Below are 22,140 nucleotides of genomic sequence, written 5' to 3'. Positions count from 1 at the left end.
TCGTTACGCCTGTTCAGCAAGCAGCTTCGTACGTTCCGCCTCGACTGTCGAAACATCGGAAGCCGGAATGTAGTAATCGCGGTTGTAGTTGAAGGTATGGGCGATCGAGACCGCGATGATGGCGAGCATGGACAGAGCCGCCAGCCACCAGATGTGCCACACCAACGCAAAGCCGAGCACCACGCTGATGGCGCTGATGATCACGCCCGCACCGGTGTTCTTCGGCATATGGATCGGGATGTAACCTTCAAGCGGACGGACATAACCGCGCTTCTTCATATCCGCCCAGGCGTCGACGTCATGGACGACCGGCGTGAAGGCGAAGTTGTAGGCCGGCGGCGGCGACGAGGTCGACCATTCCAGCGTACGCCCGTGATAGGGATCGCCGGTAACGTCACGCAGCTGATCGCGCTTGAGGAAGCTGACGATGAGCTGGATGACGAAGGAGGCGATGCCGAGCGCGATCAGGAAGGCGCCGAAGGCCGCAATCACGAACCAGATTTGCAGCGAATTGTCCTCGAACTGGCTGATACGGCGGGTCACGCCCATCAGGCCGAGAATGTAGAGCGGCATGAAGGCGAAATAGAAGCCGATGAACCAGAACCAGAAGGACAGCTTGCCCCAGAAAGGATCGAGGCGGTAACCGAAGGCCTTCGGGAACCAGTAGACGATACCCGCGAGCACACCGAACACAACGCCGCCGATGATGGTGTTGTGGAAGTGGGCGATGAGGAACAGCGAGTTGTGCAGCACGAAGTCCGCCGGCGGAACGGCAAGAAGAACGCCGGTCATGCCGCCGATGACGAAGGTAATCATGAAGCCGATCGTCCACAGCATCGGGACATCGAACTTGATGCGGCCCTTATACATGGTGAAGAGCCAGTTGAAAATCTTGGCACCCGTCGGGATCGAGATGATCATCGTGGTGATGCCGAAGAAAGCGTTCACGCTTGCGCCGGAACCCATGGTGAAGAAGTGGTGCAGCCACACGACATAAGCGAGGATGGTGATGACGCCCGTGGCGTAGACCATCGAGGCATAACCGAAAAGGCGCTTGTTGGAGAAGGTCGAGACGATTTCCGAGAAGACGCCGAAAGCCGGCAACACCAGAATGTAGACTTCGGGATGGCCCCAGATCCAGATGAGGTTGACATACATCATCGGATTGCCGCCGAGATCGTTGGTGAAGAAATTCGTGCCAACGTAGCGGTCGAGGGTGAGAAGCGCGAGCGTGCCGGTCAGGATCGGGAACGAGGCCACGATCAGGATGTTCGAACACAGCGACGTCCAGACGAAGATCGGCAGGCGCATCATGGTCATGCCCGGCGCGCGCATCTTGATGATCGTCACGATCAGGTTGATGCCTGAGAGTGTCGTTCCCACACCGGCGATCTGCAAACCCCAGATGTAATAATCCACCCCGACCCCCGGACTGCCATCGATGCCGGAAAGCGGCGGATAGGCGAGCCAGCCGGTCTGCGCATATTCACCCACGAACAGCGAGATCATGGTGATGACGGCGCCGGCCGTGGTCATCCAGAAGGAGAAGTTGTTGAGGAAGGGGAACGAAACGTCGCGTGCGCCGATCTGCAGTGGCACGACGAAGTTCATCAGACCCGTGATCATCGGCATGGCCATGAAGAAGATCATGATGACGCCGTGGGCCGTGAAGATCTGGTCGTAATGGTGCGGCGGAAGGTAACCTTCCGATCCGCCGGAGGCGATAGCCTGCTGGACGCGCATCATGATGGCATCGGCGAAACCGCGCAACAGCATGACCAGCGCCAGGATGATGTACATGATACCGATCTTCTTGTGATCGATGCTCGTGAACCATTCATTCCAGAGATAGCCCCAGAGGCGGAAATAGGTGAGGGCGCCGACGACGGCGATACCGCCCAGAGCCACGGCCGCGAAGGTCGCGACGAGAATGGGCTCGTGAAGCGGGATGGACTCCCATGTCAGCTTCCCGAACAGGAACGACGTTTGATCGGAATTGACGATCATTTTTAGCCTCTTGCGATTCTAAGACATAAGATCGGCGCAGCCATTGGCCGCGCCGCATAATGCCGGGACGTATCCGTCAGCCAGCGACTTGTTTCGTTTCCGGCAGCGCCGCAGGCTCGAAAGTCTGACCTTCGATCGCAGCCGGAGTGGATTGGGGACCGCTGGCGACGCCATAGGGCGCAAGCGGCGTGCAGACAACGGAGTTCAGCGCCTTGGCGATGTCGATGCCTTCCTTGCCGCCGCCGCCCTTGGCGTCGATATGCATCATGTCGCGCATGCAGAGCTTGTTGGGCTCGACACAGCGGTTGAGGATGGCGCTGTAGAGTTCCGGATCGACGGAGGCGAAATACTGAACCGGCTCACGCTCCGACGGCTTGGCGAATTCGAGATATTCCTGACGGCCGAAGCCCTTGCCGCCTTCCTTCGCCTTCGCCACCCACTGGTCGAAGCCCTGCTGGCTCAGGCCATGGAACTTGAAGCGCATGTGGGAGAAGCCGGGGCCGGAGAAGTTGGCCGAGAAGCCGTCATAGACGCCTTCCTTGTTGATGACGGCGTGCAGCTTGGTCTGCATGCCGCCCATGGCGTAGATCTGGCCGGCAAGTGCGGGAACGAAGAAGGAGTTCATCGCGGTCGTGCCGGTGATCTTGAAGTTGATCGGAACATCGACCGGAGCGGCGAATTCATTGACACTGCCAATGCCCAGTTCGGGATAGAAGAACAGCCACTTCCAGTCCATGGCCACCACTTCGACCGTGATCGGCTTGGTCTCGGCGGTGACCTGGCGGTTCTCGTCGATACGCTCCAGCGGACGATAGGGGTCGAGGCGGTGGGTGGAAATCCAGGTGACCGTGCCGAGCATCAGGATGATGGCGACCGGGGCCGACCAGATCACCATTTCAAGGCGCGTCGAGTGATGCCACTCGGGATCGTAATCCTCCGCCTTTGCCGATTCGCGGTACTTCCATGCGAAGAACAGCGTCAGGACGATGACCGGAACGATGATAAGCAGCATCAGAACCGTGGACGTGATGATGAGGTCGCGCTGCTGGATGGCGATGTCACCCGAAGGATTCATCACCACGAGGTTGCAGCCGCTGAGCAGCAACAGTGCCGGGATTGCCAGAAGGGCGGACGGGAGTTTTTTGATCATGCGCACGTTCTTTGGACTCGTACAGTTTGGATTATGCCGCGATTAATTGCCGAACATCATTTTTGAAATGAGGTATATTGTCGCGGTGCAGCGAAACCTTCGCGATGCACCATGTGCGGGCAGAGCTGCGTTTGAAGACGGAGCGGGTGCATTATCGCATAGCGAGCTTCCCGGGCAAGCCTTTCTTGCCAAACTTCAATTGACGTTACGGAGGGTGCGTGTGACAATCCGTCGCATCGTAACGCAACGGAAGAGGAGCCGGCGCGTTACAGGAAATGGTTCGTCCATGACGCAGGAGGAATATTATGAGTTATAGCAATGCTGCTCCATCTTTTGGGCAGGCACCGGAAGCAAACGGTCATGGAACCGATCCGGTCAAGGTCGATCCGGATCGCATCACAATTGCGGTCATTCTTGCGAGAATGACTGAGTTTTTTGACTTCTTTATCTATGCCATTGCCTCCGCGCTCGTTTTTCCGCACGTTTTCTTCTCCTTCGTCGACCCGCTGACGGCTACCCTTTATTCCTTTGCAGTCTTCTCTCTGGCCTTTATCGCAAGGCCGATCGGCTCGCTGATCTTCCTCCAGATCGACCGAAAGTTCGGCCGCGCCGTCAAGCTGATGGCCGCGCTGTTCACGCTCTGTGGTTCGACGATGGCGATCAGCTTTCTTCCCTCCTATGCGGAAGCCGGCGTGCTCGCCCCCTGTCTTCTGGCGGTGTTCCGCATCGGTCAGGGTCTCGGCCTTGGCGGCGCATGGGATGGTCTCGTCTCGTTGCTCGCCATGAATGCTCCGCCGAAGCAACGCGGCTGGTACGCCATGATGCCGCAGATCGGCGCGGCGATGGGCTTCGGTCTCGCCAGCGCGTTCTTCATCGTTTTCGTCACACAGCTTTCCAATGCGGAATTCCTCGCCTGGGGCTGGCGTTTCCCCTTCTTCGTGGCGCTGGCGCTCAATGTTCTCGCGCTCTTTGCCCGCCTGCGCATGATCGTGACGCCGGAATTCCAGGCCATGCTTGAACAGCACGAGCTGGAGCCGCGCCCCATGTTCAAGATGTTGCGCTCGCAGTTTCCGGTCGTGGTCACAGGCGCATTCGTGCCACTGGCAAGCTTTGCGCTCTTCCATCTGGTCACAGTGTTCCCGCTGAGCTGGGTTTCCCTCAACACCACCCAGCGTGTTTCGGACTTCCTGTTCGTGCAATTTGTCAGCGCCATCATCGCCGGTGGCATGATCGTGGTTTCAGGTATTCTGGCCGACAGGATTGGCCGGCGGAAGCTTCTGGCTGTCGCAGCAGTGCTGATCGGTCTGTTCAGCCTTGTTGCACCCGTTCTTCTGAGTTCAGGTGATATCGGCCGCTATCTCTTCGTGTTGATCGGCTTTTCGCTGCTTGGTCTGTCCTTCGGTCAGGCGGGCGGTGCTCTCGCTTCCCGCTTCAGCCGCGAATACCGTTATACCGGCGCATCCCTCACCTCAGATATTTCCTGGCTGATCGGTGCCGGTTTCGCCCCGCTTGTCGCACTTGGATTTTCGTCCAAATTCGGACTGTTTGCGGTCGGAATTTACCTGATGTCCGGTGCGGTCTGTACCCTGGTCGCGCTTTGGTTCAGCCGCACGCTGGACATGCCATCGGAGTGAACAGGGCAATTTAACAACCTCTGCAGCCATTGCGCCGCGGAATCCTGTCGGATTTCGCGGCGTTTTTGTTTTTTTATTGCGCCGGATCGATTTTAATCTTGACTCGGTCCTTCATGAAATATTATGTAAGCAATACTGACATAATTCAGTGTGTCTCATTGCCGGAAATGCCGGCCTTCAGGGAACGCGATGCGAACGACGACGATCATTATTTGCGAAAAAGCGGCCATCGCCGCCAAGCCGTTTGACGGCCGCAAAACGACCGTTCGCGCCATTAAACGCCGATAAGCAGAAGAATGAGGAGCAGCCAGGTCGCCTGCGGCTCCGCCCGCAGAGTGCCGGCTGACGCGCCGGGTTTCGGGAAAGAGGGCGATGCCGCGCGAAATGCGCAACGAGAGGAGAGTGCCTTGAGTGTGACGGAGCAAAAATTCGGCCTTTACGATGCGGCTTTTGAAAAAAGCAGCTGTGGCGTCGGTTTCATCACCCGCAAGGACGGCGTGCAGACGCATGATGTGCTGAAGCGCGGCCATGAGGCGCTCTGTGCCGTGCCGCATCGCGGCGGCATGTCGGCGGAAGGTGTCGGCGATGGTGCTGGCGTGTCGCTGGATTTGTCGCTCTCCTTCTTTCGGGAATTGACCGGTGAGGCCGGCTTGCAGGCCGGTCGCTTCGGCGTCGGCAATTTTTTCCTGCCGCAGAATCCCGCTTTCCACGGTGAGGCGGTCGGTATCATCGCAAACGCCCTCAAGGAGCAGGGGTTTTCGGTCCTGCTTGCCCGCGATGTACCGGTGAATGACGCGGCGATCCGCCCTGCCGCGATCCCTTACCAGTTGCCGATCCGGCAATGGGTCTTTTCGGCTCCTGCCGAATGCGCAACCCTCGCCGAATTCGACTGGCGCATCCACAAGGCGCTGCTGGCCATCGAGGCGCTGGCCTATACCGTGCCGGAACTCTCTGGCTTTTATCCGCTGTCGCTCAGCGCCCGCACGCAGGTTCTGAAAGGGCGTCTGAACTCGCATGAGGTCATGCCCTATTTCTGTGACCTTACCGATCCGCGCCATGAAGTGCATACGATGTATTTCCACACGCGGTTTTCCACCAATACCGATCCGCACCCCTCCATGGCACAGCCCTTCCGCCTGATGGCGCATAATGGCGAACTCAATACCGACAAGAAGAACCGGCTGTCGGAAGCGGCCGTGGCGCTGGCGAAGAATGCCAGCATCATCCGGCCGAAGGGCCAGTCGGATAGCTGCCGTCTGGATCAGACCCTGCAGGCACGGGTAATGGAAGACGGTCTCGACCTCGTCACCGCCGTGGTCTCGATGATGCCGCCAGCCTGGGAAAATGACGATACCCTGTCACCGGCCGTGAAGGCGATGCTGGAATATTTCTCGCTTTATGAGGAAAAGAATGACGGCCCGGCCGCGCTGATTTTCGGCGATGGCACCATCATCGGTGCGCGGCTCGATCGCCTCGGCCTGCGCCCGCTGCGCACCGTCGAGACGGAGGACTATCTCTGCGTCATGTCTGAGGCCGGGCAGATCGCGTTTCCGGCGGAAAGCGTCATTCGTCGCGGCCGCATCGAGGCGGGCGGGATGCTTTATTACGATCACGCCGAGCGTCGTGCTTTTTCCACGGTAGAGGCGCTGGAGCTTCTGGCCTCGCAGCGGGACTATTCCTTGCTGCTATCTGAAGCGCGCGTGATGCTTGGTGATCTGCCGGAGGTGCCCGCCGACAAGCAGGGCTCGCCGCTGCGTTACAACGGCGATCTGGAACGCCACCAGCGTTATGTTGCCTATTCGCATAATCAGGAAAGCTTCAAGTTCCTGATGGACCCGATGCTGGCCTCAGGCGCGGAAAAGATTTCGGCGATGGGTTACGGCAATGCCATCAATGCGCTTTCCGATCAGGAAGGCGGCGTCGCGAAGTATTTTTCACAGCGTTTCGCGCAGGTCACCAATCCGCCGCTCGACAGTATTCGTGAGGCCGATGGCATGACGTTGCGTGTCGCCCTCGGTGCGAAGCCGAACAGCGGCGCGAAGAAGGCCCGCCAGATCGTCGTGCGCTCTCCGATCCTGACCCATCTCGATATGCTGCGTATTCGCGAACAGTCGGAGACGCCTCTTCGCCGTTTCGAAATGCTCTATTCGCCGGTCTTCGATGTTGCGGAGGCCAATGAAACGGCCCTGCGGCAGGCAATTGATGACCTCTGTGATGAGGTTGTGGCTTTCGCGGCAGAGGAAGGCGGCATCGCCGTCATCACCGACCGGCATGTCTCGGCAGGCCGCGCCGCTCTGCCGATGATCATGGTCGTTTCCGCCATCAATCAGCGGCTGATTGAGGAAGGTCTGCGGCTGCGCATTTCCCTGATCGTGGAAAGTGGCCAGTTTTCTTCCTCGCATCACATTGCAGCCGGCCTCGGCTTCGGCGCTTCTGCCGTCTATCCGCTTGGCGTGCAGTTCCGCGCCGAGGAGAAATTCGGTGCCGATGCCGACAAGGCCTTCAAGCGTTTTGCCAAGGCGGCGGAAAAGTCGCTGATGAAGACCATGGGCAAGGTCGGCCTGTGCACGGCGGAAAGCTATATCGGCGGCGAGTTCTTCGAGCCAAACTTCCTTGATACCAATGATGCGGTGCTGAAGCGCTATTTCCCGAATGTGAAGACCCCGGTTGGTGGCGTCAACTTCGCCGTCATCGCGCAGGCCGTGGCGGACTGGCACCGCAAGGCGCTGTCCGTGAAGGGCGAAAACGACATTCCGCTGCTCGGTCTCTTCAAGGAGCGTGCGGAAGGTGCCGGCCATTCCTATGGCACGACGGCGGTACGCGGTTTCGTGGATATGACGGAGGAAAAGATCGGTTTCGACAAGGGAACCGAAAACGAGGAGGCGCTGCGCCTGCTGCCGCTCAACCGGCTCGAAGATGCGTTCGGTCTCAACGATGCCGCCTATTATCACAACAGCTTCGACCGGCTGACCCCTGACGCCATCGACAAATTCGAGGTAACGCCCGGTTACCGCGCCTTCGCCCGCATGATGGCGGAGGAAAGGGCGCGCCGCCCCGCCGCCCTGCGCGACGTTCTGGAATTGCCGGCTGATGTGACCTTCGCCGGTTCCGCGGAAGAATTCCGTCGGGAAATGGGCCGTTTTTCCCGGCAGGGCAATAACAGCTTCATGGTGCGCGGATTGCGCTGCGAAGAGGCGGGAGACGGCGCATTCCGGCTGCAGCTGACCGGCCCGCACGGTCATGAGCTTGCCCGGCTTGCCGCACTCGGCCAGTCGCTGCTTGACCGTTTCGGTACGGATATTCCCGGCCACTGGCTGGAAGGCGGCGCGCTCATGGTTCAGGCAAAGGGTGAAGCATCCTCCTATCTCTCGCTTATCCGCACCGCGCCGGAAAGCATTCCGCTCGATGCCGTTCAGAAGGCGAGCGAGATCACCAGGACCCTCGCATCGGGCGCCATGAGCCATGGCGCGCTGGTTGCCGCCGCCCATGAGGCGGTGGCGCATGGCACCAACATGGTCGGCGGCATGTCGAATTCGGGTGAGGGCGGCGAGCATATTTCCCGTTATGGCACCATCCGCGCCTCGCGCATCAAGCAGTTCGCCTCCGGCCGCTTCGGCGTCTGGGCCGGTTATCTTGCCGATCCGATGCTGGAGGAAATCGAGATCAAGATCGGCCAGGGCGCAAAGCCGGGTGAGGGCGGGCAGTTGCCGTCTCCGAAGGTGACGGTGGAAATCGCGGCGGCACGCGGAGGCACGCCGGGTGTCGAACTCGTCTCGCCGCCGCCGCATCACGATACCTATTCGATCGAGGATCTGGCCCAGCTCATCCATGACGCCAAGGCAGCGCGCGTGCGGGTCATCGTCAAGCTGGTCTCGTCGGAAGGCATCGGCACGATTGCGGTCGGCGTCGCCAAGGCGGGGGCGGATGTCATCAATGTCGCCGGCAATACCGGCGGCACGGGTGCGGCGGCCGTTACCAGCCTCAAATATACCGGCCGTGCGGCGGAAATCGGTATCGCAGAAGTACATCAGGCGCTGTGCGCCACCGGCCTGCGCGCCAAGGTGCTGCTGCGTTGCTCCGGCGCGCACCAGACGGCGAGCGACGTGGTGAAGTCAGCACTCCTCGGCGGCGACAGCTTCGAATTCGGCACGACGGCGCTGATGATGCTGAAATGCGTCATGGCCAAGAACTGCAACATCAAGTGCCCGGCCGGTCTCACCACCAATCAGGAGGCCTTCAACGGTGATCCGCGCGCGCTGGCGCAATATCTCATGAACATTGCCCATGAAACGCGCGAGATTTTGGCCGGGCTCGGGGTTGCCTCGCTGCGGGAGGCACGCGGCCGTTCCGACCTTCTTCACCTCCTCGATCATCCGGCAAGCGTCGGCCAGCTTGACCTCCGGGCAATGCTTGCCGTGGTCGAAGAGGTGAAGATCGACAGCCCCGTCTATATGGAAAAGGACTTTGCACTGGACGATGCCTTCATCGAACTCGTGCGCTCGGCCCTGGTCGACAGCAGGCGCGAGAACATCGAGCTTGGCGGCAATCGTTTCCTCAACAATTGCAACAAGAGCGTCGGCGGTCAGCTCGCCGTCGATATCGAGCGTATGCTGAACCATGAGCTTTCCGATGAAGAGGCGGATGCGCTGCCGGCCGTGAAGCGGGACAGCCGCGGCCGCCGGTTCCTGGAGGCGGGTTCGGTGCGCATCGATACGTCCGGTTCCGCCGGGCAGTCCTTCGGCGCTTTCTGCAATGACGGCATGGTCATGGTCCATACCGGCACCTGCAATGACGGCGTCGGCAAAAGCGCCTGTGGCGGCACCATCGTCGTGCGCTCCCCCGGCGGCGGCTCGGAAGAGACGGGCGGCAATGTGCTGGTCGGCAATTTCGCGCTGTTCGGCGCCACCGGCGGCCGCACCTTCGTGGAAGGGCAGGCGGGTGACCGTTTCGCAGTGCGTAATTCCGGAGCCACCGCCGTGGTCGAAGGCGTGGGTGATTTCGCCTGCGAATACATGACCAACGGCGCGGTGCTGAACCTCGGCAGTTTCGGCAAGGGTTTCGGCAACGGCATGAGCGGCGGCTTTGTTTATCAATATGATCCCTATGGCGATCTGCCGAAGAAGGTCAGCCATGATTCCATCCTGCTCGGCGCGATCACCGGTGAGGATGAGCAGGCAGCGATCCACAATCAGGCAGTCCACCAGCTTCTGACCTTGCATGTCGCGGAGACCGGCTCGGCCAAGGCGACATGGCTGTTGGAAAACTGGGAAAGTGAACAGCATAATTTCGTCTACGGCATGCCGCGTGCCCTGCTCCTTTATCAGGACAGCGACGAAATTCTCAAAGCCAAGCCCCGTAAGGAGCTGCTCGAAGAACTGGCATCCGCGCTTGCCGCCCACCAGCTGCGCAAGTTCAAGCTCGCCTATCGCGACCGCAAGGCCGTCCTGAACGGAACGGTGCCCGGTTATGGCGAGACGGATACGGAAGACATGTATGCGCTGCTCAACAATTATACCGTGTTGAGCATGGCGCAGGCCATCGCTTTGCAGCGGCTGCCGCTGGCCTCGGGCCCTTCCGATCCCGCCATCGAAAAAGCCGTGCGCAATCTCATCCTCACGGAAGATTATGCGCTGATGCAACGGCTGCTGAAATATGCCCGCGAGGCGCTTTCAGACCATAGCGATGAACAGCTTGCGGTGATGATCGCCGCCAAGCGGCTTGACGACTACAAGCAGGCGCTGGCGCGCCGGAACATCTGGTCGGTGGACAGCCCCGGCACCTACGGCTGGATCATTCAGCAGAACCGGAAAAACATCGAGAAGATCGGCCGACTGCCGGGCTTTGAGGAGCTTTTCGCAGCCCGCGCCATTCCCGACCTTGCCACCGCATCCAGCCACAGGGCAGCATGATGAAGATACCTTACATTCCGCAGGACGCGCCCTTCAGCGGTGATCAGCGCGCATGGCTTTCCGGTTTTCTGGCGGGGCTCCATTCCCGCGCCGCCATCGGTCTGGAGGCATCGGTTGCCGCCGCTGCTCCCAGGGCGGCCACCAGCGTGCTGAATATTCTTTTCGGCACCCAGACTGGCAATGCCGAGGCGCTGGCGATGGATATTGCCGCCGCCGCCCGCGCGCAGGGCATGCAGCCGGTGGTGACGGCACTTGATGATGTCTCGATGGACGGTCTCGGCGCCATGAAGCGGGTCATCGTCGTCACCTCGACCTATGGCGAAGGTGAAATGCCCGACAACGCCCAGCTTTTCTGGGAAGCGCTCGCCGCTGACAGTGCGCCGCGTCTGGACGAGATGAATTTTGCCGTCCTCGCGCTCGGCGATACCGGTTATGACGGCTTCTGCCAGGCGGGCAAGCTCATCGATACGCGGTTCGAACAACTCGGCGGCAAGCGCATGAAGACGCGTATCGACTGCGATATCGACTTCGAGGACGCCGCCGCTGCATGGATCGGTGAGGCCCTGCCGCTTGCGCTCGCCGTCGATGGCGGCAATCCGGCCTCAACCACCCTTCCTGTCGCCGAGTCGGCGGCAAGAGCAAAACAGGGCTGGAACCGCAAGAACCCCTATTCGGCCCGGGTGAACGTTAATCGCCTTCTTTCTGGCCCCGCCTCGTCCAAGGAAATTCGTCACTATGAATTCGATCTCGGCGAAAGCGGTCTGGACTATGAGGCGGGGGATGCTCTGGGCGTCGTTCCCCTCAACGACCCGAAACTGGTCGAAGCGCTGATCGATCGGTTCGACGTAACAGCGGATGGCGAAGTCGCCGGCCTCGACCGGCCGATTGGCGATGCGCTTCTGAATATGTTCGAGATTTCGACGCCCTCGCGTGAGCTGGTTGCCGAAATCGGCAAGCGCGCAGGACATGACGAACTCAGCCACATTCTCGCAAACGGAGACAGGGAGCAGCTGGCCGCCTTTCTCTGGAGCAAGGATATTCTCGACCTCGTCAATCTCGGCGGAAAGCCGCTATTTGATGTTGCCGAATTCGTGACTTTCCTGAAGCCGTTGCAGCATCGCGCCTATTCCATCTCCTCCAGCCCCCTCGTCGCGGAAAACAGCGTGCATCTGACCATCGCCAGCGTGCGTTATCGCGCTGACGGCCGGGAGCGCGGCGGCGTGTGCTCCACCTATCTCGCCGACCGGGTGGAGGCGGGCCAGAATAGTGGAATTTTCGTCTCGCCGAATAAGGCGTTTCGTGTGCCGCAGGATAATGACGCGCCTATGATCATGGTGGGACCAGGCACGGGTATCGCGCCTTTCCGGGCATTTTTGCAGGAACGGCAGGCGAGGGGCGCAAAGGGCAAAAACTGGCTGTTTTTCGGCGATCAGCACCGGCAATCGGATTTCATCTATGAAGATGAACTTGGCGATATGAGCCGCGATGGCGTGCTGACCCGTCTCGATCTCGCTTTTTCACGCGATCAGGCGGAAAAGATCTACGTCCAGACCCGCATGCAACAGAACGGCAAGGCGCTCTATCAATGGCTTGAAGAGGGTGGCTATTTCTACGTTTGCGGTGACGCAACCCGCATGGCGAAGGATGTCGACGACGCCTTGCACCGGATCGTTATTGACGAGGCCGGCATCTCGGCGGAAGCGGCAAGTGACTATGTAAACCGGCTGAAGCGCGAAAAGCGCTATCTGCGTGATGTCTATTAAAGGCAGGCGATGATGTGGGAATCACCTCCCCGCTCCAGATGCCTCAGCAATTGGAGCAGGTGGTCTCCGCGTCGCGCTGCTTGAAGAAGTAATCGCGCCCGATCGTGATCGACTTTACACCGGAGGAGGAGATGTCGGTCATGAACATCAGCAATTCATGCGGGATGGAAAGCTCGACGTGGATGAGGAAGCTGTTCTCTATCAGCAGGCGAGTTGGAACCGTTACAGTCGATCCAACGGCATAAGGCCTCTGATCTTTCTCATTCCAGGACCAGGCGATTTTCGCCTGTTTCTGCTTGTCGATCGTGATACCGCTGATTTTCAGCTGCAGACCTTTGGTGCTGTAAGGCGCAAAGACAGCTGCCGCGACGTTCTGCATGTTCTTGAGATAGGTCTTGTCGACGGAGCCCGTTTTCGAGATCAGATCGTTGATTGTGGCGGCGGCGCTGCTTGACCGCTTAAAGGTATTGTAGCCGAGCGTGAGCTCGAAGGACGTCACATACAGCGCGAGCAATATCGGGAAAAGGATAGCAAATTCCACAGCACCCACGCCGCGGCGATCTTTTGCGAAGCGTGTAATGAGCGCGATGAAACGCAGTTTGCCGTTCGTGACGGCAGACGCCAACCCTGCCATTATGAGCCCCCGCTTGTGGTGTATTTCTCGTTCATGAAAGCATCGGTCGCGACAATGAGGAAATGCGAGGGCATCGATCCGTCAGCCGGGCGTATTTTGGTAAGATATGGCCGGATGATGTCTGCGATAACGCGCCAGCGATAATAGACGCGCAGCATGTTGATCGTTTCCGGACCGCCCGGCTTGAAGCCAAATTGCGAGGTGTCCAGATCGTAATATTGGCCGTAGGGCTTCAGGGGTATCGTGGTTGGAATATCCTTGAAGGCGGTAAAGGAGCGAAGGTCGATATAGAGCTTCTGTTCCTGTTTGATCTCATCTGCCGAGCAGGTGATCATCACTGAAACTTCATTGCAGAAACTCTTGCGAAAATCCTCTTTCGAAATTGAACTGCTGATCTGCCCGGTACGCAAACGCCGCGCCATGTTCTCCGTGGCATTAACGACAACCTGTTCCGCCATCATGGCGATGAAGGTCTCGATGATCGCAAAGACAACGAGGAAATAGGGAATCGCGAGGATCGCGAATTCGATGGCCGCTGTCCCGTCGCGCGAGACGCCGAATTTTTCCAGCAATGGCTTCAGTCTGGCCAGTCGCATATGGTTGTTTCGATCTCTAGAATATGCGCCAGGCGCAACCGTTGAATTTGTTGCGGACCATAACCAGCCGGTATTTACATTCAGTTACCTCGATATTTTATACTTTATTGATTCACAAAAGTGGCACAGTCTATAAATGCAAAAGGCCCGGCATATTGCCGGGCCTTTATTGAACATAGAAAAATGGCAGCTTATTCAGCGTCCGCTTTCGACAGAACCTCAAGGGTGGGCGTCGAGGTGATGTTGTAGCCGCAATCCACGTAATGGCATTCGCCGGTAACCCCGCGCGACATGCCTGACAGCAGGTAAAGCGCCGATCCGCCGATATCATCAATATCTGCCGTCCGCCGTAGCGGCGCATTTTTCTGGTTCCAGGCGTAGATCGCACGCGCATCGGAAATGCCGGCACCCGCCAGCGTGCGGACCGGGCCGGCCGAGATGGCGTTGACGCGAATGTCACGCGGGCCGTAATCGGCGGCTAGATAGCGAACGGACGCCTCAAGTGCCGCCTTGGCGACGCCCATAACATTGTAGTTCGGGATAACGCGCTGCGAACCGTTATAGGTCAGCGTCAGCATGGATCCGCCATTCGTCATCAGTTCTGCGGCGCGTTTGGCGATTTCCGTGAACGAGAAACAGGAGATGACCATGGTGCGGCTGAAATTCTCACGGGTCGTATCCGCGTAAAGACCTTTCAGCTCGTTCTTGTCGGAAAAGCCGATGGCGTGCACGACGAAATCGAGCGAGCCCCATTTTTCGCGGATCGTCGCAAACAGGGCGTCGACCGAGGCGATATCTTCGACATCGCAAGGCACGATGAAGTCGGAGCCGAGCTCGGCGGCCAGCGGCTTCACACGCTTGCCAAGCGCCTCGCCCTGATAGGTGAAGGCCAGTTCCGCGCCCTGTGCCGCAAGCGCCTTGGAAATGCCCCAGGCGATGGAGTGATTGTTTGCGACGCCCATGATGAGGCCGCGTTTACCCTGCATGATGCCGTTCATGGGCAATTATCCGTTATGACGCTGGAAGACGAGCGTGGCGTTGGTGCCGCCGAAGCCGAAGGAATTGGAAAGGATGGTGTCGATCTTGGCGTTATCGATGCGGCTGCGAACGATCGGAACGCCCGCAAATTCCGGATCGAGTTCGGAAATATGCGCGCTTTCGCCGATGAAGCGTTCCTGCATCATCAACAGGCCGTAGATCGATTCCTGAACGCCGGCAGCACCCAGCGAGTGGCCGGTGAGCGACTTGGTCGACTGGATATGCGGGATTTTGTCACCAAAGACTTCCCGGATCGCGCCGATTTCCTTGCTGTCGCCAACCGGCGTCGAGGTGCCGTGGGTATTGATGTAGTCGATATCGCCCTTGACGGTGGAAAGGGCCTGACGCATGCAGCGGATCGCGCCCTCACCGGAAGGAGCCACCATGTCGTAACCATCCGAGGTGGCGCCGTAACCGACGATCTCGGCGTAAATCTTCGCACCGCGCGCCTTGGCATGTTCCAGTTCTTCAAGAACCAGCACGCCTGCGCCACCGGCGATAACAAAGCCGTCACGATTGACGTCATAGGCGCGCGAGGCGACGCCGGGCGTTTCGTTATATTTGGACGACATGGCGCCCATGGCGTCGAAGAGGTTGGACATCGACCAGTCGAGATCCTCATGCCCGCCCGCGAACATCACGTCCTGCTTGCCCCATTGGATCATTTCGGCGGCGTTGCCGATGCAATGCGCCGAAGTCGAGCAGGCGGACGAGATGGAATAGTTGACGCCGTGGATCTTGAACCAGGTGGCAAGCGTCGCCGAGGCGGTCGAGGACATGGCCTTCGGCACGGCGAAGGGGCCAATGCGCTTCGGGCTGTTGTTCTTGAGCGTGATATCGGCGGCTTCGACGATGGTGCGGGTGGAAGGACCACCGGAGCCCATGATGATGCCGGTGCGCTCATTGCCGCTGATGTCGCTCTCTTCCAGACCGGAATCGGCGATCGCCTGCTTCATCGCGACATGGTTCCAGGCGCCGCCCTGCGACAGGAAGCGCATGGCGCGGCGATCGACCAGTTCCGTCGGGTCGAGAGACGGCTTGCCCCAGACCTGGCATTTGAAACCGTGTTCGGCAAAATCCGGCGAAAATGAAATGCCGGATTTGGCATTGCGCAGCGATGCGGTGACTTCAGCGGCATCACCGCCGATGGAAGAAACAATACCGAGGCCGGTGACAACAACTCGTCTCATGAAAGGGACCTTTTCTTAAGATTTCGGCTGGACGACCGAAGCCGCCCGGCTTTTGCCAGGACATATTCCGTCTGCTTCAGGCGGTCTTTTCCTTCGATAGCCCTACACGAAGGTCAGTCGCCTGATAAATGGTTTCTCCATCCGCCTTCAGCCATCCGTCTGCGGTTCCAAGCACAAGACGACCGCGCATCACGCGCTTGAAGTCGATGCCATATTGCAGGAGCTTCGTGTTCGGGCGGACCATGCCCTTGAACTTTACCTCGCCGGTCGACAGCGCCATGCCGCGGCCTTCTTCACCCAGCCAGCCGAGGAAGAAGCCGGTCAGCTGCCACATGCCGTCAAGGCCAAGGCAGCCCGGCATGATCGGGTTGCCCTGGAAGTGGCAGGGGAAATACCAGTCGTCGGGGCTCACATCATATTCGGCACGGATGAAACCCTTGTCGAAAGCGCCGCCGGTTTCGGAGATTTCGGTGATGCGGTGAACCATGAGCATGGGGGGCAATGGAAGCTGGGCATTTCCCGGGCCGAACAATTCGCCGCGACCGCAGGAAAGGATCTCCTCATAATTGTAACTTGATTGCCTCGTTGCCATACCGCTTTCACTTCCCCAATTACTGGTGTTGATTGACTTCACTAGAGCAAGTTAGGTTCAAAATGAAGCGCTGCAAGGGCAGAGGCCGCTCAGCCCCCATATCTTTGTCTTCGAACCTTCTTTGCAGAAGTCATTACCTCAATATGCCGTCCGCATACAGGAACCATCCGGCAGGAACCAGAGGAAATTTGCAGGAATGGCCGGTTTGCGGCCATTTGCGACACACGACGGCGCTGAAACTATTGAAAGCATTCGCTGCAAAAGATATATGCTAATGCAATTGGCAAGTTTCACCCCTGTGCTTGGAATGGGATTGCATGGCATTTGACGCCACATTGGATATCGGAACGAGGCTGCGGCGCTCGGGGCTGCGGCCTACGCGCCAGCGCGTGGCGTTGGGCGATCTTCTTTTCGCAAAGGGCGACCGGCACCTGACGGTCGAGGAATTGCATGACGAGGCGGTCACCGCCGGCGTGCCGGTTTCTCTTGCCACAGTCTATAATACGCTGCATCAGTTCACCGAAGCCGGCCTGATCCGCGTTCTGGCTGTCGAGGGTGCGCGTACCTATTTCGATACGAACGTGTCCGACCACCATCATTTCTTTGTTGAGGGCGAGAACGAGGTTCTCGATATCCCCGTCAACAATCTCCAGATCGGCAATCTGCCTGAAGCGCCCGAAGGCATGGAAATTGCCCATGTGGACGTGGTCATCCGCCTTCGCCGCAAGCGCAGCTGAAGCTTTGGCCGGAAAAATTCATTAGAAATGGCGCCTTCCGGGCGCCATTTTTGTTTCAGGCCTTTGCCGCCTCATTTCAATATATCTTCCGGCCGTCTGCCGGGTTTGGCCTTGTAGGGCGGAAAGGTCCATCCGAAAATCAATGCGCCGGAGCGGACGCCGAACGCCGTCAGCACGCCGATGCCTGACGCGACATAAAGCGGCGCGCCGAGGAAATAGGCGCCGGTGAAGATGGAAGAGCCCAAAAGGGCACAGGTGATATAGACTTCCGGGCGCAGCAGCACGGATGGTTCCCCGGCGAGAATATCACGCAGGACCCCGCCGAACGTCGCCGTCAGAACACCGGTGACGATGGCCACCGTTGCCGAGCCGCTCGCGGCCAGCCCCTTGGCCGCTCCCATGACGCAATAGGCGGAGAGGCCGATGGCATCGAGCCAGATCAGCACCCGGTAACGGGATTCGAAAAGATGTGCGGTGAAGAAGAGCAGAACCGCAACTGAGACACAGACGAGAATATAGGTCGGGTTCACTACCCAGAAGACCGGCGCCCTGCCTAGCACGAGATCGCGCACCGTTCCGCCGCCGATCCCTGTCGCGGCTGCGAAAAACAGGAAGCCGATCAGGTCGAGCTGCTTGCGCGAAGCGGCCAATGCGCCGGTTGCGGCAAAGACGGCAACGCCGGCATAGTCGAGAAAACCCAGCAGTGTCATGAAAAGGTTCCCCCCGGAAACACGGGCTGCGAACACGTCAGTGTCGCGCAAGCACTAAACTCTAGGCTGGCCGCCCGGATGATCGCAACATCCATAACCGAAACGGATGCAAAGGAAAATGCCGTGCGAATCGCTCTCGTTGCCGCTCTTCAGGCGCTGGTCCTTTTGATGTTTCCGGCGGCGCTGTCGGCACAGCAGCAGCTGGTGAACGATCCCGAGATTTATGAGAAGGACCATTTCCGCAAGGAGTGCAAGGTTGCGGCCTTCGGCGACGATTTCGTCACGCGGCTGGATATCAATAATGACGGCCTGATGGATGCGGTCGTCAATCACGGTGTTCTGGATTGCGATGGTGAAAAAGGTCGCAGCTGCGACGACGAGGGATGCCCCTATAATTTCTACGTCCAGGTGAAAGAGGGCGGCTATCTGATGATCGCCACAGCCCGGATTTACGGCTACGACTTCATCAAGCGTTTCGGCAACATGGTCTTCGTGCTGAAGATGCACCCGCGTTATTGCGAGCGCACGGACAAGGAACCCTGCCTGATGACGGTGCGGGTGCGCGGCACGAAGTTCGTCACCATTTCGCGCAAGTAACGGCGAAGCCGTTGGCGGCAAGGGCGGTCATGGCGCGATGCGCCTGATTTTGACCCTCTGATTATAGCGGTGGCGAAGAGAGCGCGGAATGATGAGGGTAGCAGTCGCGACGGCAAAAACTGTTGCCGCCACCACCCATAGGGCATCCGACTGGAGTGTGGCACCGAGCACCGCGCCGCAGATCGCCCCGCATATCATGCCAAGCCACGGTACGATCTGAATACCCCAGTCGAGGCTCCGCTCGCCCAGGAGAAAACGGCCGATGCCGCGGCCGAAGCGGGAAAGAGCACCGGTCACATAGGTAAGGCCGATCGGTAGCCCCTCAATATGCTCGACCGCGGCATTGACCATGCCCATGGCGAAAACGACGAGATAAAACTGCGCGAGGGCGGCCTCATTGCGCAACAGCGCTGCAATTGCCATCAGCGCCCCCACGCCCATGAGAACGGCAAAGATGCGCCGGTCGAATTTATGGGCGACCAAAATACCCCCGGCATTGCCCGCCACGAAGGCAACGATTGCGAAAAGCAGTTTCACGGCATGGGAGTAGGTGCCGGCCTCCATCGAGACGGCGGCGCGCGTGGTGTTGCCGGTCATGAACGAGACGAAATCGCCGGAAATATAAAGACCCACGGCATCCGTCATGCCGGCGATGAAGGAAATGGCGGCTACCAGCGCGATGCCGGTTCCGGTGCGTCTTGCCCTGATGATGCTGCGGCGTCTTTGTCTGGTCATGGAAGGCTCGATATGAAAAGCGACGGCCGATACGCCGACCGTGCTATCCTATGTCTAGAATGCCGGGAGGCCCGTTTGCAATCTTTCCTGATGCGTTACCAGCCGCGCCATTTTGTCTAGACAAGTATAAAATCCCTGCCTACCATGCCTCAAATAAAGCGATAAAAAATGTCGCACAAAAATAAATCAAAATGGGGTTCAGATCATGAAAAAAACGTGGGTTCTCGCCACAATCGCAGCGCTTGTTTCATCCGCTACCGCCTATGCGGAAACGTCGGTGACCATCGGCATGTCCGGCTGGACCGGCTTTGCGCCGCTGACACTTGCCAAGCAGGCGGGCATTTTTGAAAAGAACGGCCTGAAGGTCGATATCAAGAAAATTCCACAGGCCAGCCGGCATCTGGCCCTTGCGTCCGGTGACATCCAGTGCGCCGCCACCACGGTGGAAACATGGATCGCGTGGAATGCCAATGGCGTGAAATCCACCCAGATATTCCAGATGGATAAATCGCATGGCGCCGATGGTATTGCGGTGCGCGGTGACGTTTCGAAAGTCGCGGACCTGAAGGGCAAGACGGTTGCCGCTTCCGCGCCGGGCACGTCCCCCTATTTCTTCCTTGCCTGGATACTCAAGGAAAACGGCCTCACCCTGAAGGACGTCAAGGTCGTCAACCTTGAGCCGGGACCGGCCGCGCAGGCATTTGTGGCTGGCCAGAACGACGCGGCCATGACCTATGAGCCCTATCTGTCCACCGTGCGCGCCGCGCCCGACAAGGGAAAAATCCTCGCCACGACGCTCGAATATCCCGCCGTTATGGATACGTTCGGCTGCACACCGGATTTCCTGAAGGCCAATCCGCAGGCGGCGAAAGCCCTGGCGGACAGCTATTTCCAGGCGCTCGACCTCATCAAGGCCGAGCCTGAGAAGTCCTATGCGACGATGGGCGCGGATGTGAAGCAGGCAGGAGAGGCATTCGCAGCCTCGGCGAAGTTCCTAGAATGGCAGGACAAGGCCGCCAACCAGAAGTTCTTCGAGGGCGAATTCAAGACCTTCTCCGAAAAATCGGCCGATCTGCTGCTGGAAATCGGCGTGATAAAGTCGAAACCGGATCTTTCGACCCTCGCGGATACATCCTTCATCAAGTAGCAGAAAAGGCGGCCACATTTCGGTAGGGAATGTTGCCGCCAAAGTTAAGCGAGAGCGTCGATTGTGCGTCACGAAAAGCGCAAGGCGCTCCGATGGCGCGGCGAAAATGCCGCGCCGGTTTTTCGGACAGGCGACAGATGCAACCTCTTCAACCCATAAGGAACAGTACGCGGATTATCCTCGGCATCCTGTTCTTCGTGCTGTTTTTTTCCGCCTGGGGCTTTGCCACGCTGGGCGGTTTCGTATCGCCAACCTTTCTGGCCGACCCCATTACCATGCTGAAGGATGGCATTTATCTGCTCACCGATCAGGGTTTTGCCAGCGATATCGGCATGACGATCTGGCGCGTGGTGGGCGGTTTCGTGCTGGCATCGCTCATTGCCGTGCCAGTTGGCATCGCCATGGGGGCGTACAAGCCCATCGAGGCGTTGCTTGAGCCTTTCGTCTCCTTCGCACGCTATCTGCCGGCTTCCGCTTTCGTACCGCTCCTCATTCTCTGGGCCGGCATTGGCGAAATGCAGAAGCTGCTGGTGATCTTCATCGGCGCGGTGTTCCAGATCATCCTGATGGTGGCCGTGGCTGTCGCCGGCACGCGGCGTGATCTGGTGGAGGCGGCCTATACGCTTGGCGCGAAAGACCGGGGTGTGGTGCGCCGTGTTCTCATTCCCGCCAATGCGCCCGATATTGCCGAAATCCTCCGTCTCGTTCTCGGCTGGGCCTGGACCTACGTTATCGTTGCGGAATTGATCGGCGCCTCCTCGGGCATCGGTTATATGATCATCAACAGCCAGGCGCTGATGGCGACCGGGCAGATCATCTTCGGTATTATCGTCATCGGCATTATCGGTCTTATTTCGGACTTCGCGTTCAAATCGCTGAACCGGAAGCTTTTCGCCTGGAGGCTTGCCTGATGAGCGAACTCGTTATTAGGGGCGTCAGCCGCACCTTTCCGGGTGTGCAGGGCGGGCAGCCGACGCTGGCCCTCCAGCCCACCGATCTGGAAATCCCCCGCAATGATTTCGTCACAATCCTCGGCCCGTCGGGATGCGGAAAATCGACCCTGCTGCGCATCATCGCCGGTCTCGACCGCCCGACGACGGGCGAAGTGCTGCTGTCCGGCAAAGCGGTAACGGGGCCGGGGGCGGATCGCGGCATGGTGTTCCAGTCCTATACGCTATTTCCCTGGCTGACGATCCGCGAAAACGTCGCCTTTGGCCTGCGTGAACGCGGCGTTGCCGAGAAGGAAAAATGGGAGATCGTCGACAGCTATATCGACAAGGTCGGCCTGCGCGGTTTCGAGAACCATTGGCCGAAACAATTGTCCGGCGGCATGCAGCAAAGAACGGCCATCGCCCGTGCCTTGGCCAACGGCCCGAAAATCCTGCTGCTCGATGAACCTTTCGGCGCTCTCGACAACCAGACGCGCGGGCTGATGCAGGAATTGCTGCTCGGCATCTGGGAGCGGGAGCAGAAGACGGTCATTTTTGTGACCCATGACATTGAGGAGGCGGTGTTCATGGCGTCGCGTGTGGTGACCATGTCCGCAAGGCCGGGTCGCATCAAGTCGATCACGCCGGTCGACCTGCCGCATCCGCGTCACTACACCGTCAAGGCCAGCCCGGAATTTTCCGAGCTGCGTGCGAAGTTGACGGAGGAAATTCGCAGTGAGGCGATTGCCGCCGCTGCCCATGGATAGTTGAC

At 59.0% G+C, this 22,140-nt stretch carries 17 protein-coding genes; 8 read left to right on the top strand and 9 right to left on the bottom strand.

The annotated features are described in order from the left end of the window. Window positions 1–3 precede the first annotated feature (3 nt). Window positions 4–2,007: a cytochrome o ubiquinol oxidase subunit I gene (cyoB, locus tag AC1ROR_RS12370; RefSeq protein ID WP_035219602.1), complete on the bottom strand. Its 2,004-nt coding sequence runs from the start codon at window positions 2,005–2,007 to the stop codon at window positions 4–6. Window positions 2,008–2,083: 76 nt separating this feature from the next. After that, window positions 2,084–3,157, bottom strand: a complete 1,074-nt coding sequence (gene cyoA / locus AC1ROR_RS12365) for a ubiquinol oxidase subunit II (protein ID WP_035219601.1) — start codon at window positions 3,155–3,157, stop codon at window positions 2,084–2,086. A gap of 305 nt (window positions 3,158–3,462) precedes the next feature. Between cyoA and AC1ROR_RS12360 the strand changes: the two genes are divergently transcribed. From AC1ROR_RS12360 to AC1ROR_RS12350, 3 genes are all read left to right on the top strand, one after another. After that, window positions 3,463–4,791, top strand: a complete 1,329-nt coding sequence (locus AC1ROR_RS12360; RefSeq protein WP_035219599.1) for an MFS transporter — start codon at window positions 3,463–3,465, stop codon at window positions 4,789–4,791. A 407-nt stretch (window positions 4,792–5,198) separates the two neighbouring features. Next, entirely contained in the window at window positions 5,199–10,700 is a 5,502-nt protein-coding gene (locus AC1ROR_RS12355; RefSeq protein WP_498589548.1) for a glutamate synthase-related protein, read from the top strand. Continuing rightward, complete coding sequence (locus AC1ROR_RS12350; RefSeq protein WP_498589547.1) at window positions 10,697–12,463, top strand: sulfite reductase subunit alpha; 1,767 nt, start codon at window positions 10,697–10,699, stop codon at window positions 12,461–12,463. The genes AC1ROR_RS12355 and AC1ROR_RS12350 overlap by 4 nt, the downstream gene beginning before the upstream one ends. A gap of 43 nt (window positions 12,464–12,506) precedes the next feature. On the opposite strand, the gene AC1ROR_RS12345 is transcribed toward AC1ROR_RS12350, so the two are convergent. From AC1ROR_RS12345 to fabA, 5 genes are all read right to left on the bottom strand, one after another. Beyond that, window positions 12,507–13,100: a TadE/TadG family type IV pilus assembly protein gene (locus AC1ROR_RS12345; protein WP_374705106.1), complete on the bottom strand. Its 594-nt coding sequence runs from the start codon at window positions 13,098–13,100 to the stop codon at window positions 12,507–12,509. After that, entirely contained in the window at window positions 13,097–13,693 is a 597-nt protein-coding gene (locus AC1ROR_RS12340) for a TadE/TadG family type IV pilus assembly protein (RefSeq protein ID WP_035219591.1), read from the bottom strand. Before AC1ROR_RS12340 ends, AC1ROR_RS12345 begins: the two co-directional genes overlap by 4 nt. 191 nt (window positions 13,694–13,884) lie before the next feature. After that, on the bottom strand, window positions 13,885–14,691 hold the full coding sequence (gene fabI / locus AC1ROR_RS12335; RefSeq protein WP_035219587.1) for an enoyl-ACP reductase FabI: 807 nt from the start codon (window positions 14,689–14,691) through the stop codon (window positions 13,885–13,887). Between the two features lie 6 nt (window positions 14,692–14,697). Beyond that, complete coding sequence (fabB, locus tag AC1ROR_RS12330; protein ID WP_035219585.1) at window positions 14,698–15,921, bottom strand: beta-ketoacyl-ACP synthase I; 1,224 nt, start codon at window positions 15,919–15,921, stop codon at window positions 14,698–14,700. Window positions 15,922–15,997: 76 nt separating this feature from the next. Continuing rightward, window positions 15,998–16,513: a 3-hydroxyacyl-[acyl-carrier-protein] dehydratase FabA gene (gene fabA, locus AC1ROR_RS12325; RefSeq protein ID WP_035219583.1), complete on the bottom strand. Its 516-nt coding sequence runs from the start codon at window positions 16,511–16,513 to the stop codon at window positions 15,998–16,000. A 317-nt stretch (window positions 16,514–16,830) separates the two neighbouring features. On the opposite strand from fabA, the gene irrA reads away from it, so the two are divergent. Then, complete coding sequence (gene irrA / locus AC1ROR_RS12320) at window positions 16,831–17,250, top strand: iron response transcriptional regulator IrrA (RefSeq protein ID WP_035219582.1); 420 nt, start codon at window positions 16,831–16,833, stop codon at window positions 17,248–17,250. Between the two features lie 71 nt (window positions 17,251–17,321). Here the strand turns inward: irrA and AC1ROR_RS12315 are convergent, their stop codons facing one another. Next, complete coding sequence (locus AC1ROR_RS12315) at window positions 17,322–17,960, bottom strand: trimeric intracellular cation channel family protein (RefSeq protein ID WP_035219581.1); 639 nt, start codon at window positions 17,958–17,960, stop codon at window positions 17,322–17,324. A gap of 78 nt (window positions 17,961–18,038) precedes the next feature. Here AC1ROR_RS12315 and AC1ROR_RS12310 point away from each other — a divergent pair, with 78 nt between their 5' ends. Beyond that, window positions 18,039–18,557, top strand: a complete 519-nt coding sequence (locus AC1ROR_RS12310) for a hypothetical protein (protein ID WP_051795964.1) — start codon at window positions 18,039–18,041, stop codon at window positions 18,555–18,557. A 27-nt stretch (window positions 18,558–18,584) separates the two neighbouring features. Here AC1ROR_RS12310 and AC1ROR_RS12305 read toward each other — a convergent pair whose 3' ends face one another. Further along, the gene (locus AC1ROR_RS12305) at window positions 18,585–19,292 is read right to left on the bottom strand and encodes a YoaK family protein (protein ID WP_498589546.1); all 708 of its coding nucleotides are present in this window, start codon (window positions 19,290–19,292) and stop codon (window positions 18,585–18,587) included. A gap of 205 nt (window positions 19,293–19,497) precedes the next feature. On the opposite strand from AC1ROR_RS12305, the gene AC1ROR_RS12300 reads away from it, so the two are divergent. The 3 genes from AC1ROR_RS12300 to AC1ROR_RS12290 all read left to right on the top strand — a co-directional run bounded on the left by AC1ROR_RS12300 (window position 19,498) and on the right by AC1ROR_RS12290 (window position 22,135). Continuing rightward, on the top strand, window positions 19,498–20,439 hold the full coding sequence (locus AC1ROR_RS12300; protein ID WP_498589545.1) for an ABC transporter substrate-binding protein: 942 nt from the start codon (window positions 19,498–19,500) through the stop codon (window positions 20,437–20,439). Between the two features lie 137 nt (window positions 20,440–20,576). Further along, entirely contained in the window at window positions 20,577–21,350 is a 774-nt protein-coding gene (locus tag AC1ROR_RS12295; RefSeq protein WP_498589544.1) for an ABC transporter permease, read from the top strand. Then, complete coding sequence (locus tag AC1ROR_RS12290; protein ID WP_498589543.1) at window positions 21,350–22,135, top strand: ABC transporter ATP-binding protein; 786 nt, start codon at window positions 21,350–21,352, stop codon at window positions 22,133–22,135. The genes AC1ROR_RS12295 and AC1ROR_RS12290 overlap by 1 nt, the downstream gene beginning before the upstream one ends. Window positions 22,136–22,140 lie beyond the last annotated feature (5 nt).

Source organism: Agrobacterium sp. GW821-FHT14E08 (genome assembly GCF_058803865.1).
This window is presented reverse-complemented; position numbering and strand designations above follow the sequence as displayed.

Bases quoted from the DNA above. Each gene is read 5' to 3' on its own strand.
- cyoB (WP_035219602.1), bottom strand. From the start codon at position 2,007: ATGATCGTCAATTCCGATCAAACGTCGTTCCTGTTCGGGAAGCTGACA.
- cyoA (WP_035219601.1), bottom strand. From the start codon at position 3,157: ATGATCAAAAAACTCCCGTCCGCCCTTCTGGCAATCCCGGCACTGTTG.
- AC1ROR_RS12360 (WP_035219599.1), top strand. From the start codon at position 3,463: ATGAGTTATAGCAATGCTGCTCCATCTTTTGGGCAGGCACCGGAAGCA.
- AC1ROR_RS12350 (WP_498589547.1), top strand. From the start codon at position 10,697: ATGATGAAGATACCTTACATTCCGCAGGACGCGCCCTTCAGCGGTGAT.
- AC1ROR_RS12340 (WP_035219591.1), bottom strand. From the start codon at position 13,693: ATGCGACTGGCCAGACTGAAGCCATTGCTGGAAAAATTCGGCGTCTCG.
- fabI (WP_035219587.1), bottom strand. From the start codon at position 14,691: ATGAACGGCATCATGCAGGGTAAACGCGGCCTCATCATGGGCGTCGCA.
- fabB (WP_035219585.1), bottom strand. From the start codon at position 15,921: ATGAGACGAGTTGTTGTCACCGGCCTCGGTATTGTTTCTTCCATCGGC.
- fabA (WP_035219583.1), bottom strand. From the start codon at position 16,513: ATGGCAACGAGGCAATCAAGTTACAATTATGAGGAGATCCTTTCCTGC.
- irrA (WP_035219582.1), top strand. From the start codon at position 16,831: ATGGCATTTGACGCCACATTGGATATCGGAACGAGGCTGCGGCGCTCG.
- AC1ROR_RS12315 (WP_035219581.1), bottom strand. From the start codon at position 17,960: ATGACACTGCTGGGTTTTCTCGACTATGCCGGCGTTGCCGTCTTTGCC.
- AC1ROR_RS12310 (WP_051795964.1), top strand. From the start codon at position 18,039: ATGATCGCAACATCCATAACCGAAACGGATGCAAAGGAAAATGCCGTG.
- AC1ROR_RS12305 (WP_498589546.1), bottom strand. From the start codon at position 19,292: ATGACCAGACAAAGACGCCGCAGCATCATCAGGGCAAGACGCACCGGA.
- AC1ROR_RS12300 (WP_498589545.1), top strand. From the start codon at position 19,498: ATGAAAAAAACGTGGGTTCTCGCCACAATCGCAGCGCTTGTTTCATCC.
- AC1ROR_RS12295 (WP_498589544.1), top strand. From the start codon at position 20,577: ATGCAACCTCTTCAACCCATAAGGAACAGTACGCGGATTATCCTCGGC.
- AC1ROR_RS12290 (WP_498589543.1), top strand. From the start codon at position 21,350: ATGAGCGAACTCGTTATTAGGGGCGTCAGCCGCACCTTTCCGGGTGTG.